Genomic DNA, 12,554 nt, shown 5'->3' with positions numbered 1-12,554 from the left:
GTTGTGATTGGATCGCGCAGACACTTATGCAGTGTTTCCCTCTAACCAAGGAAGCGACGATGAACTTCGACAACATCCCTGCTGGCAAGGAACTCCCCAACGACATCTATGTCGCTATCGAGATTCCGGCCAACCACGCGCCGATCAAGTACGAGATCGACAAGGACATGGGCGCCCTGCTGGTCGACCGCTTCATGGCCACCCCGATGTTCTATCCAGCCAACTACGGTTTCATCCCCCATACTCTGGCTGACGATGGCGACCCTCTCGACGCCTTGGTCGTGACCCCTTACCCGGTCGCACCAGGCAGCATCATCCGTGCCCGTCCCGTAGGCGTACTGAACATGTCGGATGAAGCGGGCGAAGATGCCAAGCTGGTATGTGTACCGCATCCCAAGCTGTCCACGCTGTACGATGACATTCAAGACGTTAACGACCTGCCTGAGCTGCTGCTGCAGCAGATCGCTCACTTCTTCGAGAACTACAAGGACCTCGAGAAGGGCAAGTGGGTCAAGGTGGAGTCCTGGGAAGGTGCTGACGCCGCCCGCGCTGCCATCGAAAAGTCCGCTGCTGCCTACAAGGGCTGATCCAGGCCAGGCGCTATTGCCAAAGTGCCTTCGCCTCAGCCAGAAGAAAATAAGCCGCTCATTCCGAGCGGCTTATTTCATTGCAGTAGCAGGTTCAGATTTACTCAGCCTGCTCGCTGGCATCCTGCCTGGGCGTGGCGTCTGATTCTGGCGAGGTTGGCTCTCCAGCCTCGCCTGGCATGATTGGCTTGCCTTGTTCAGATTCCGCGCCTTGTTTCTTCTCGGAATCGCTGTCACCCTGTTCTTGCCCGGCATCCGCCGCCTTTCCCTGCTCGGAATCGGCATTCTGCTCCCGACTGGAGTCCGCTGCCTTATCCTGCTCGGATTCAGCAGCCTGCTCCTGACCGGGGTCCGCCGCCTTTCCCTGCTCGGATTCAGCAGCTTGTTCCTGACCAGCATTCGCCGCCTTATCCTGCTCGGACTCAGTAGCCTGCTCCTGACCGGGGTCCGCCGCCTTTCCCTGCTCGGATTCAGCAGCTTGTTCCTGACCAGCATTCGCCGCCTCATCCTGCTCGGATTCAGTAGCCTGCTCCTGACCGGAGTCCGCCGCCTTGTCTTGCTTGGAGCCCTGGTCATGCTTCTGCTCAGTGACCACCTCATCGATGAACGAGCGAGTCGTCTTCTGTCCCGCCGGCTTGCCTTGATGGGGCTCTTCAGGCAGCTCCGACATGTCGTCAATCAACATGTCCAGAGTAATCCCCGCCCGACTCAGTTGATGCGCCATGGTCAAGGGATAATTGGCAAAGATGCCAAACCCTGACCCTCGCAACACGACAGGACTCCAGAGTTGTCGCTGGGTTCGCTCAAGCTCGGCCAGCAGGCGCTGCCAATTGTTGTCGAGACCGGCAGCGGCAATGACCCCCTGTTCATCACGGTACACCGCTTCAAGCAACAGGATCAGCGCCCAGGCTTCACCGCGAGCCTGGTGAAAGTCATTGTCCACGTGATACCAAGGCACATCAGCATCCTGGGGCACATCCGCCACCGATATCCCCATTTCCTTCAGGCTATCGATATCCTCCACCGAAGCTGACAGGCGCAAGGTAATGCGCTGTAGTTCATCACGCACACTTTCCAGCCAAGGCTTGAGCCCTGCACTATCGAAAACAGATCCTCCTTGGGTAGAGAACTGAGCCAGGTAAGTATCAAGCTGAGTGCTGGCATCTGCCAGACGTTTTCCGGTCGAAGTGCCAAACCACTGACTATCGTCTCCCTGCAGCAGCTCGTTCACTTGCGCCACGGACTCCCCTGCCTGCGCATCCAGCTTGGGTAGCGCCGCACCCAACAGGCGCGCCTGACTCAGCACCCCGGCTTCCCAGGATGACATATTGTCCATCAGCAGCCCTGGCGGAAGGATGTCATCGCGCAAGTAGCCACCGGGCTTGTCCAGCAATGTATCCACCACCTCGGCCAGAGTGGCCACCGCCATGGCCCCCTTTGCATCAGCCGAAGCCGCCTCCCTGCGTTCGAGCGTTGCGGCATTCACATCAAACCGTGATGGCGCCAGGCTCCACCAGATCGTCAATCCAGCCACCACTACAATCACCAGGATGGCCAAGCCCGCCAAGGGCTTCCATATCCACCCATACTGGGGCGTTTCAAGTTGCTCTCGACGGCGTTCGTCACGCAATCGGCGGCTTATCATAGGTGGCGCTCCTTTGGAGATGCAGTAGGATGATGTTGTACACAAGATCGGCCCATCCCCCTTGGCGACTTGCACAAGGCTGACAAGATGTGCGGGTCCCTTCCCTTGCATCTGATCATAACGTGTCTCATACGGGAACCCTGCACATCACCAGGATGTCTCATTGCGGGGCATAGGCTTGTTCGAATGAGTCATTCAGAAAAAGCGCAACAAATCGACAAACATGACTCAAGCGCAATGCGTGGGTAGCACAGGCATTCAAGCATGTGCTTCCCTTATGCCGCAGCTGATTGCAACTGTTTCTACTAAGGATACATCGTGCCGTTTGTCATACGTCTGCTTGCCCTGTGCTGCTTGATACTCCTGCCCTTTACGGCCCAGGCACAGTTCTTTTCTTCCTCATCGAACTCTTCCGAATTCCTGCCGGTGGATCAGGCCTTCTTCCCCAACGCCTGGCATGATGGAGAACATCTTTACATCGGCTTCGAGAATGCTGATGGCTACTACCTCTACCGCCATCGCTTCTCCGTCTCAGCCCCTGATGCACCGGACATGCTGGGAGAACCCCAACTGCCTCCCGGGGAGGCCAAGACAGACGAATTCTTCGGCGATGTCTTCGTCTTCTACGACAAGATGGTCTTTGCCGTACCTTTCACTACGCCTCAGCAAGGCCCGGTGAATATTGACCTGACGTTTCAAGGTTGTGCCGATGCAGGCCTGTGCTATCCACCGGAAACCGTGCATCTGGAAGCCCCGCAAGCGTCAGCGCCCTCTCAGTTTGCGGCAGATGTCGAAGCCTTGATGGCAGATATTGACAACGCCACCGAGAACAGCGCCAAGGACAAGGACGCCCAGGGGGACACACAGGCCAGCAACAGCAGCACTCCCAGCACCGACTCCGCAGCCACCAGCAACCCAGGCTCCAGAAGCACCGTTGCCAAGGACCCGAGCACGACTGAGATTGCCGTACCGCTCAGCGAAGACAGCCATTTCAGCACGCTGATGCGCGATACTAGCGTACCGTTGATGCTCGGCCTGTTCTTCCTCGCCGGCCTGGGACTGACGTTCACGCCCTGCGTACTGCCGATGCTACCCATCCTGTCCTCGATCATCGTGGGGCAGAATCCTACTCGCGGCCGCGCTTTGGCCCTGTCAGGTAGCTATGTGGCCGGCATGGCGCTGACCTATGCCCTGATCGGTGTTCTCATGGGGCTGTTTGGCGCCGGGCTAAACCTCCAGGCCCGACTGCAATCAGCGCCGGTGCTGATTCTTTTCGCCATCCTGTTCACACTCTTCGCACTTGCCATGTTCGGAGTGTTCAATCTGAGCCTGTCCTCACGATTGGGCAGCCGCATCGATGCCTGGCAGACCAGGGCCCAGCAGAGTGGTCCCGTAGGCCTGGCAGTGGCTGGGGCCTTGTCTGTACTGGTCGTTTCCCCTTGCGTTTCAGCACCCCTGGCCGGTGCCCTGGTGTTCATTTCCACTACAGGAGATGCATTGGTCGGCGGTGCAGCCTTGCTGGCCCTGGCCCTGGGCATGGGCGTGCCTCTGCTGCTGGTCGGTGGCTTCGGTACGACTCTGCTTCCCCGCTCAGGGGCCTGGATGAATGGCATCAAGATAGCCTTTGGCATTCTCCTCCTCGGGGTCGCAATCTGGCTGATCGAGCGCCTGCTGCCCAGTCAGATCTCCCTGCTTCTGTGGGCAGGACTGGCCATCGGCACAGCCCTGGCCCTGGGCGCCCTGAACCTGTCCGCATCCGCTGGCTGGTCGCGTGTGCGCCAGGGAGCCGGCATCATGCTGCTGGTATGGGGTATCGCACTGGTCATCGGAGCCGCACGCGGGGCCAGCGACCCACTGCGACCGCTGGCCATGACATCGGCCGTCGCTGGAGCTACACAGGCAGGCACGCCAGTTGCCCCTGTCACCGTTGTCCGCAGCCTGGACGAATTACATTCCGCACTGGCCAAGGACTCATCTCCAGCCATCGTCAATGTCACCGCCGAATGGTGCATTTCGTGCAAGGTGATGGAACGGGACGTATTTCCCTCGCCTGACGTGCAACAGGCTCTGGCCAACTATCGCTGGATCGAGGCCGATGTCACCAGCAGTAATGCCACAAGCCGGGAACTGCTACAGGAGCTCCGTCTGTTTGGCCCTCCCAGCCTGCTGTTCTTCGACGGGAGCGACGAGATCAGCGCCGCCCGCATCCAGGGCGAAGTCACCGCAGATCAGTTGACGCGGCATGTCAATCAGGTCAACCAATGGCTGGCGGAAAATGCCCAGGAATAACGGAAAAGGCGTCAGCCGAATAGGTGCAAAATAGACTCCCACGAACAGCGTTCGTCATGCGCTGGACAACCTTTGGGAATTTCGGCAAACTTTCGCACTACTCCGAATTCTTACACGATAGAGACGGCAAGAGCCGATATCTTGCGCCGATCTATATAAACTTCGTCCGGGTTTACAGCGCCCGGCCTTCTCTGCTTAAAGGGTCGAGACAACATCATGGATATTCGTAAGGTCAAAAAGCTGATTGAGCTGCTGGAAGAGTCCAACATCAGCGAAATCGAAATCCAGGAAGGTGAAGAGTCGGTCCGTATCAGCCGCCATCCCCAGGGTGGCTCCTGGCAACCGACTGCCGTTGCTCAGCCTTGGCCTACGGCACCTGTTGCAGCTCCCGCACCAACGGCAGCTCCGGCAGAAGCAGCTCCCGCTGCGGCAGCCGCTCCCGCCTTCCAGGGCCAGGAAATCCTGTCGCCCATGGTGGGAACCTTCTATCGCTCTCCCGCACCGGGTGCCAAGCCCTTCATTGAAGTGGGCAGCACCGTGCGCAAGGGCGAGACCGTGTGCATCGTAGAGGCAATGAAGATGATGAACCAGATCGAAGCCGACCGTGATGGCGTCGTCGAGGCGATTCTGGTCGAGGATGGTGAGCCGGTCGAATTCGACCAGCCTCTGCTCGTCATCGCCTGAGCCTCGTGCCGGGCATTGCCCGGCACTCTCAGTGTTTATCCATCCAATCGGCGGATATCACCATGTTGGACAAAGTTCTTATCGCCAACCGCGGCGAGATTGCCCTGCGAATCCTGCGTGCCTGCAAGGAGCTCGGCATCAAGACCGTTGCAGTGCACTCCAAGGCCGACCGCGAACTGATGCATGTACGCCTGGCCGATGAAGCCGTGTGTATTGGCCCTGCGGCTTCAGCCCAGTCTTACCTCAATATTCCGGCCCTGATCAGCGCCGCTGAAGTCACCGACTCCAGCGCCATTCATCCCGGCTATGGATTCCTTGCCGAGAATGCCGACTTCGCCGAACAGGTCGAGCGCTCCGGCTTCACCTTCATTGGGCCGCGTGCCGACACGATTCGCCTGATGGGCGACAAGGTCAGTGCCATCAAGGCCATGAAAGAAGCCGGAGTGCCCACGGTGCCGGGTTCCGATGGCCCGCTGTCCGATGACGAAGGCGAGCTGCTGGCCACCGCCCAGCGCATTGGCTATCCGGTCATCATCAAGGCTGCTGCTGGCGGCGGTGGACGCGGCATGCGCGTGGTCCATACCGAGGGCCACTTGATCTCTGCCGTCAATGTGACGCGTACCGAAGCCCATTCAGCCTTCGGTGATGGTACGGTCTACATGGAAAAGTTCCTGGAAAAGCCGCGCCACGTGGAAGTCCAGGTACTGGCTGATGGTCAGGGCAATGCGATCCACCTGTATGATCGCGATTGCTCCCTGCAACGCCGCCACCAGAAAGTGCTGGAAGAGGCTCCCGCTCCTGGTCTTGACCCGAAAGCCCGGGCAGAAGTCCTGGAAGCCTGCCGCCAGGCCTGTATCGAGATCGGCTATCGCGGCGCAGGCACCTTCGAATTTCTCTACGAAGATGGACGTTTCTTCTTCATCGAGATGAACACCCGCGTCCAGGTGGAACACCCTGTTACTGAAATGGTGACCGGCGTCGATATCGTGCGAGAACAGCTGCGTATCGCTGCAGGCCTGCCCCTGTCCATCTCGCAGGACCAGGTTGAAGTCAGCGGGCATGCCTTCGAGTGCCGGATCAACGCCGAGGATCCGCGCACTTTCATGCCCTCACCGGGCAAGATCACGCTCTACCATCCTCCGGGCGGACTGGGCGTGCGCATGGACTCTCACATCTATACTGGCTACAGCGTGCCCCCCCACTATGATTCCCTGATCGGCAAGCTGATCACCTGGGGCGTGGATCGTGAGACAGCGCTGACACGTATGCGCAATGCCCTCGATGAACTACTGGTGGAAGGCATCAAGACCAACACTGATCTACACAAGGATCTGGTCCGCGATGGCTATTTCCAGCAGGGTGGTGTCAATATTCACTATCTGGAAAAGAAACTGGGACTCTGACCCAGCGCCTGGTATCGAGGGGCGGCTTGCAGCCGCCCCTTTTGATTTCTCGAGTGCCGTGGCAACGACAATTGCGCAAGACTTTCAGGAGCCTTCCCTCCATGCCCTGGTTACAACTCAAGGCCCAAATTCCACCAGAACACGCCGAATTGCTCGAAGAGCTGCTGCTTGAAGAAGGCGCTACCGCCATCACCCTTCAGGATGCCCACGACGATCCGGTCTTCGAGCCAGACCGTGGCACTACACCGCTGTGGGATCAGACCATCCTGACAGGGCTGTATGATGATCTTGAGGGCATCCACGCCATGCTCGAGCGCCTGGCAGCGGCCTGGGCCGAGCATGTCTCCGATGAGCCCTGTCCACAGATCGAGTACGAACTGCTCGATGACCGTGACTGGGAGCGGGAATGGATGGATGACTTCAAGCCACTGAGAATGGGACAGCGGCTATGGATCGTGCCCAGCTGGCACGAACCACCGGACCCGGAGGCCGTCAACCTTCATCTGGATCCAGGACTGGCCTTTGGCACAGGCACTCATCCCACTACCGCATTGTGTCTGGAATGGCTGGACACACTGTCGGTGGAGGGAGCGCTCGAAGGCATTGAACTGCTCGATGTCGGTTGCGGATCCGGCATTCTGGCCATTGCGGCGCTCAAGCTCGGTGTCAAAAAGGCCATAGGCACGGATATTGATCCACAGGCACTCACTGCCAGCCGTGAAAATGCCGAGCGCAATGATATTGAAGAGCAGCGCCTGACCTTGCGCTACCCTGAGCAAATGAGCGGTGAGCAATTTCCTCTGGTGATCGCCAATATTCTCGCAGGCCCGCTTGTCGAGCTGGCTCCTGTCATCGCCGCCCACGTGGCAAATGGCGGGCGCCTGGCCCTTTCCGGCATTCTTTCCGACCAGGCGGATGAGGTCATGGATGCCTACCACGCTCAAGGGCTGATCATGGAGGAGCCGGAATATCGCGAAGGCTGGGTGCGTTTGAGCGGACAGCGCCCTGCTTAAGGGAATTTTCCGACCGAAAGATAAACCTTTTATAGCGCGACTTTCCGCCTTCACGAAGGCCTTTTCGACGCGTATGATATGCAGCCCCGAACGAGCCAATGCCCATGCCTGATTCTCGTCCATTACCCAGTATCGGTCCGTACCGACTGGCCAATCGCGTGATTCTCGCGCCAATGGCCGGTGTCACCGACCGCCCGTTTCGCTCGCTGTGTCGACAGCTGGGAGCGGGTCTGGTAGTGGGTGAAATGGTCACCAGCGACCCGAGTCTGTGGCATACGCGAAAATCTCGCCTGCGCATGGATCACCGCGGTGAGCCTGGCCCACGCTCGGTACAGATCGCTGGTGGCGATGCCGACATGCTGGCGCTGGCAGCGAAGCTGAATGCCGACCAGGGTGCCGAGATCATCGATATCAACATGGGGTGTCCAGCAAAGAAGGTGTGCAACAAGGCAGCAGGTTCCGCGTTGTTGCGCGATGAACCCCTGGTCGGAGAAATCCTCGATGCAGTGGTCGCTGCCGTCGATATACCGGTTACACTGAAGATTCGTACCGGTTGGTGTGCCGACAGCAACAACGCCGTGCGCATTGCACGCATGGCAGAAGATGCCGGCATCCAGGCCCTGGCCGTGCATGGCCGCCATCGTCAGCAGAAATACCAGGGCGAAGCCGAGTACGACACCATTGCTGCTGTCGTCTCCGAAGTGAATATCCCGGTCTTTGCCAACGGCGATATTACAACTCCGGAGAAAGCACGGTCAGTACTCGACTATACTGGTGCAGATGCCGTCATGATTGGTCGAGGCGCTCAGGGCAACCCCTGGATCTTTCGGGAAATTGACCACTTCTTGCGCCAAGGCAGTCGTTTGTCCGCCCCTGACGCCGAGGAGCGTCAGGAGGTGCTTGGCGGACACCTTGATGCCCTGCATGCCTTTTATGGCGAACATATGGGAGTGCGCATCGCGCGCAAGCACCTGGGCTGGTATCTGGACGGTGACTCACGTTTCGATGACCAGACACGCCGTACCCTTCGAGCCATCTTCAACGGCCTGGAGGATACCCAGGGGCAACGAGACTTTATCGACGAACTTTTTCGTCACGACCCTGCCACAGCTTCGGTGCATGTGGCGAAGGCCGTGGCACAGCATGGAACCCGTGCCGCATGACCAGCCGACAAGCCATTGACCAGACGTCCTCAATCACTACCCTGGACGCCGCCAGCAACGAGCTTAACGGCCTTGCTCCGTCCACCACCACCGGCCAGGATGACCGACCGTTGCGAGAGGCCGTTTTCAGCGCCATGCGGCGCTACTTCGATCATCTCGATGGTGGTACCGTCACCGACCTGCATGCCATGGTCATGGCTGAGGTCGAGGCGCCACTGTTGTCATCGGTGCTCGAATACACCCATGGTAACCAGACACGCGCCGCCGAAATGCTTGGCTTGAATCGTGGCACTCTGCGCAAGAAGCTTAAGCATTACAATCTGATATAACACCGCGAAGGGAGCCTACGGCTCCCTTCTATGCGCTGGCCAACCAGGAGCCAGCGCCCGAACTTTCGCTTTTTCTGTCCGTTATAGAGACCGACCCATGGCCCATACTCCCTCTCCTGCCATCCGCCGCGCCCTGATCAGCGTGTCGGACAAGACTGGCATTGTCGACTTCGCCCGCGCACTCAGCGAGCTGGGTGTCGAACTGCTGTCCACCGGTGGTACTTACCGCCTGTTGTCCGAACAGAGCATCGCTGTCACCGAGGTGTCCGAGCACACGGGGTTCCCTGAGATCATGGATGGCCGCGTCAAGACCCTGCACCCGACCATTCATGGCGGCATTCTCGGTCGTCGCGGCCAGGATGATGAGGTCATGGCCAAGCACGGCATCGATCCTATCGACATGGTAGTGGTCAATCTCTATCCCTTTGCCGCTACCGTGGCCAAGCCAGACTGCACCCTGGAAGATGCCATCGAGAACATCGATATCGGCGGCCCGACCATGGTGCGTGCCTGCGCCAAGAACCACGCCCATACTTCTATCGTGGTCAATGCCTCCGATTACGCCAGCGTGATCGATGAAATGCGTGGCAACAGCGCAGCTCTGAGCCAGGCCACCCGCTTTGATCTGGCGGTCAAGGCCTTCGAGCACACCGCCGGCTATGATGGCGCCATTGCCAATTATCTGGGACGCCTGGTGGAAGGCAGCGATGACGGCTTCTCGCGCACCTACAACCTGCAACTGACCAAGAAGCAGTCCATGCGCTATGGTGAAAACCCTCACCAGCAGGCCGCTTTCTATGTCGAGGAAGGCACCACCGAACCCAGCGTTTCCACAGCCGTCACCCTGCAAGGCAAGCCGCTGTCCTTTAATAACGTGGCCGACACCGATGCTGCCTTCGAGTGCGTCAAGAGCTTCGAAGAAACGGCCTGCGTCATTGTCAAGCACGCCAACCCCTGTGGCGTGGCCGTGGCAGACACCACCCTGGCCGCCTACGACATGGCCTTTGCCACCGATCCGACCAGCGCCTTCGGCGGTATCATTGCCTTCAACAAACCTCTCGATGCAGATACGGCCCGTGCCATCATCGATCGTCAGTTCGTCGAAGTGATCATCGCACCTGGCGTCAGCGATGAAGCCAAGGCCATCGTCGCCGAAAAGCAGAACGTGCGCCTGCTCGACGTCAGTGGCAACTGGCCGGGCAAGCGTGAAGCCAGCCATGACTTCAAGCGCGTCACTGGCGGCCTGCTGGTCCAGGATCGCGACCTGGGCATGGTATCTGTCGATGACCTGACGGTGGTGTCCGAGCGCGCGCCTTCCGAGCAGGAACTACGCGATCTGGCCTTTGCCTGGAAAGTGGCCAAGTTCGTCAAGTCCAATGCCATTGTCTACGCCAAGGACGGTCAGACCATCGGAGTCGGTGCCGGCCAGATGAGTCGTGTCTATTCTGCCAAGATTGCCGGCATCAAGGCTGAGGATGAAGGTCTCTCTGTGCCAGGATCCGTCATGGCCAGCGATGCTTTCTTCCCCTTCCGTGATGGCATTGATGCTGCGGCTGCTGCCGGCATTACCGCCGTCATTCAACCGGGTGGCTCAATGCGCGATCAGGAAGTCATCGATGCAGCCAATGAAGCCGGCATCGCCATGGTCTTCACCGGCATGCGTCACTTCCGTCACTAAGCTTTAAGCTGCGAGCTTCGAGCGACGAGCTGTACGGTGCCGCCTCGGGGGTTATGGACAAGAGCCCTGATGAGCTTCGAACGCTCATAAATAAGCCGCAAGGTCCTGTTTCAGGATTCACCTTGCGGCTTATTGCTTACTTACGGCTTACAGCTCATAGCTTACGACTTACAGCTCGTCGCTCGTAGCTCGTAGCTCGTAGCTCGTAGCTCGTAGCTCGTAGCTCGTAGCCATCATTCCCCTAGATCAATACACAGATACTTGGTCTCGAGGAATTCCTCCAGTCCCTGATGGCCACCTTCACGACCAAGCCCTGACGCCTTGACGCCGCCAAACGGGGCGCTGGCATTGGAAATCAGGCCGGTATTGATACCCACCATGCCGTAATCCAGGGCATCGGCAACCCGCCACACACGACCAAGATCCCGGGAGTAGAAATAGGCCGCCAGGCCATATTCAGTATCATTGGCCATGGCAATGGCATCGGCTTCATCGTCAAAGGAGAACACCGCAGCCAGGGGGCCGAAGGTCTCTTCGCTGGCCACCTTCATCTGGTCCGTTGCATCACTGATCAGCGTCGGGGTGAAGAAATTGCCACCCAGCGGATGAGCATGGCCGCCTATCCACAGCTCGGCACCACCATCAACAGCGTCCTGTACATGTTCATTGACCTTGGCCACCGCCTTGTCATCGATCAGCGGACCAATGTTGATGCCATCCTGCATGCCATCGCCTACAGTCAGCTCACTGTTCATGGCCACTGCAAGCTTCTCGCAGAAAGCGTTGACCACGCTGGACTGAACCAGGAAACGGTTGGTGCACACACAAGTCTGCCCCGCATTGCGGAACTTCGCGGCCATGGCACCAGTGACCGCAGCATCGAGGTCAGCATCTTCGAAGACAATGAAGGGAGCGTTACCACCCAGTTCCAGAGAAATCTTCTGGATATGCTGAGCCGCCTGGGCCATCAAGGTACGGCCAACTTCCGTGGACCCAGTGAAGGTGATCTTGCGCACCACAGAGGATTCCGTCAGCGCTTTCGCAATCTCACCGGCAGCGCCCGGCACGACATTGAACACACCGCGAGGCACACCAGCGCGCTCGGCAAGCAGCGCCAGCGCGGTAGCCGACAACGGGGTTTGGCTGGCAGGCTTGACCACGATGGTACAGCCAGCAGCCAATGCGGCACCGGCTTTACGAGTAATCATGGCAGCAGGGAAATTCCACGGCGTGATAGCACCCACCACGCCCACCGGCTGCTTGGTGACGACAATCCGCTGGTTGGCATTGGCCGCAGGAATGGTCTCGCCATAGACACGCCGTCCTTCCTCGGCGAACCAACGCAGGAAACTTGCCGCATAGGCAATTTCCCCTGCCGCCTCCTTGAGTGGCTTGCCCTGCTCCAGCGTCATGATGGCTGCAAGTTCTTCCTGATGCTCGAGCATCAGGTCATACCACTTCATCAAGACATCGGCGCGCTCCTGAGCGGTCAAGGCACGCCATGCAGGAAGGGCAGACGCAGCAGCATCAATGGCCCGCTCGGTTTCCGCGCGCCCAAGCCGCGGCACTCTGGCAATGAGGTCGCCGCTGGCTGGGTTGAGGATATCAATCTGCTCACCACTGTCAGCGGCAACCCAACTGCCATCGATATAGGCGAAGGGACGGTACAGCGGCATATCCTGTAGGACGTTCATGAAGAGCTCCTGATCATGGGCAGACTTTCATGCTAAGCGTTGCGCTTGCGGCATACAAATTATGCAAAC

10 protein-coding genes are annotated in these 12,554 nt (G+C 58.8%); 8 read left to right on the top strand and 2 right to left on the bottom strand.

Going from position 1 to position 12,554, the window contains the following annotated elements; genetic code table 11:
* The first annotated feature begins 59 nt into the window (after nucleotides 1–59).
* The gene (gene ppa / locus E4T21_RS07960; protein WP_149284492.1) at nucleotides 60–587 is read left to right on the top strand and encodes an inorganic diphosphatase; all 528 of its coding nucleotides are present in this window, start codon (nucleotides 60–62) and stop codon (nucleotides 585–587) included.
* A gap of 100 nt (nucleotides 588–687) precedes the next feature.
* Here the strand turns inward: ppa and E4T21_RS07955 are convergent, their stop codons facing one another.
* Nucleotides 688–2,232, bottom strand: a complete 1,545-nt coding sequence (locus E4T21_RS07955) for a DUF2333 family protein (protein WP_187775133.1) — start codon at nucleotides 2,230–2,232, stop codon at nucleotides 688–690.
* Nucleotides 2,233–2,550: 318 nt separating this feature from the next.
* Between E4T21_RS07955 and dsbD the strand changes: the two genes are divergently transcribed.
* The 7 genes from dsbD (at nucleotide 2,551) to purH (ending at nucleotide 10,791) form a co-directional block, all read left to right on the top strand.
* Entirely contained in the window at nucleotides 2,551–4,521 is a 1,971-nt protein-coding gene (dsbD, locus tag E4T21_RS07950; protein WP_149284490.1) for a protein-disulfide reductase DsbD, read from the top strand.
* 216 nt (nucleotides 4,522–4,737) lie between these two features.
* A complete protein-coding gene (gene accB / locus E4T21_RS07945) occupies nucleotides 4,738–5,205 on the top strand; it encodes an acetyl-CoA carboxylase biotin carboxyl carrier protein (RefSeq protein WP_149284489.1) in 468 nt (155 codons plus the stop codon).
* A 62-nt stretch (nucleotides 5,206–5,267) separates the two neighbouring features.
* Complete coding sequence (accC, locus tag E4T21_RS07940) at nucleotides 5,268–6,608, top strand: acetyl-CoA carboxylase biotin carboxylase subunit (RefSeq protein ID WP_149284488.1); 1,341 nt, start codon at nucleotides 5,268–5,270, stop codon at nucleotides 6,606–6,608.
* Between the two features lie 101 nt (nucleotides 6,609–6,709).
* Nucleotides 6,710–7,621: a 50S ribosomal protein L11 methyltransferase gene (prmA, locus tag E4T21_RS07935; protein WP_149284487.1), complete on the top strand. Its 912-nt coding sequence runs from the start codon at nucleotides 6,710–6,712 to the stop codon at nucleotides 7,619–7,621.
* A gap of 104 nt (nucleotides 7,622–7,725) precedes the next feature.
* Nucleotides 7,726–8,784: a tRNA dihydrouridine synthase DusB gene (gene dusB, locus E4T21_RS07930; RefSeq protein WP_149284486.1), complete on the top strand. Its 1,059-nt coding sequence runs from the start codon at nucleotides 7,726–7,728 to the stop codon at nucleotides 8,782–8,784.
* Nucleotides 8,781–9,113, top strand: coding sequence for a DNA-binding transcriptional regulator Fis (gene fis, locus E4T21_RS07925; protein ID WP_149284485.1), 333 nt, complete (start codon nucleotides 8,781–8,783; stop codon nucleotides 9,111–9,113). The genes dusB and fis overlap by 4 nt, the downstream gene beginning before the upstream one ends.
* A 97-nt stretch (nucleotides 9,114–9,210) precedes the next feature.
* Nucleotides 9,211–10,791, top strand: coding sequence for a bifunctional phosphoribosylaminoimidazolecarboxamide formyltransferase/IMP cyclohydrolase (gene purH / locus E4T21_RS07920; RefSeq protein WP_149284484.1), 1,581 nt, complete (start codon nucleotides 9,211–9,213; stop codon nucleotides 10,789–10,791).
* 233 nt (nucleotides 10,792–11,024) lie between these two features.
* Here the strand turns inward: purH and E4T21_RS07915 are convergent, their stop codons facing one another.
* Complete coding sequence (locus E4T21_RS07915; RefSeq protein ID WP_149284483.1) at nucleotides 11,025–12,485, bottom strand: NAD-dependent succinate-semialdehyde dehydrogenase; 1,461 nt, start codon at nucleotides 12,483–12,485, stop codon at nucleotides 11,025–11,027.
* Nucleotides 12,486–12,554 lie beyond the last annotated feature (69 nt).

Source organism: Halomonas binhaiensis, from assembly GCF_008329985.2.
GTDB lineage: Bacteria > Pseudomonadota > Gammaproteobacteria > Pseudomonadales > Halomonadaceae > Halomonas > Halomonas binhaiensis.
The sequence above is the reverse complement of the archived record's forward strand: the minus strand, read 5'-3'. Positions and strand labels throughout refer to the sequence as shown.

Coding starts and splice junctions, on each gene's coding strand:
- ppa (WP_149284492.1), top strand. CDS start 60: ATGAACTTCGACAACATCCCTGCTGGCAAGGAACTCCCCAACGACATC.
- E4T21_RS07955 (WP_187775133.1), bottom strand. CDS start 2,232: ATGATAAGCCGCCGATTGCGTGACGAACGCCGTCGAGAGCAACTTGAA.
- accB (WP_149284489.1), top strand. CDS start 4,738: ATGGATATTCGTAAGGTCAAAAAGCTGATTGAGCTGCTGGAAGAGTCC.
- accC (WP_149284488.1), top strand. CDS start 5,268: ATGTTGGACAAAGTTCTTATCGCCAACCGCGGCGAGATTGCCCTGCGA.
- prmA (WP_149284487.1), top strand. CDS start 6,710: ATGCCCTGGTTACAACTCAAGGCCCAAATTCCACCAGAACACGCCGAA.
- dusB (WP_149284486.1), top strand. CDS start 7,726: ATGCCTGATTCTCGTCCATTACCCAGTATCGGTCCGTACCGACTGGCC.
- fis (WP_149284485.1), top strand. CDS start 8,781: ATGACCAGCCGACAAGCCATTGACCAGACGTCCTCAATCACTACCCTG.
- purH (WP_149284484.1), top strand. CDS start 9,211: ATGGCCCATACTCCCTCTCCTGCCATCCGCCGCGCCCTGATCAGCGTG.
- E4T21_RS07915 (WP_149284483.1), bottom strand. CDS start 12,485: ATGAACGTCCTACAGGATATGCCGCTGTACCGTCCCTTCGCCTATATC.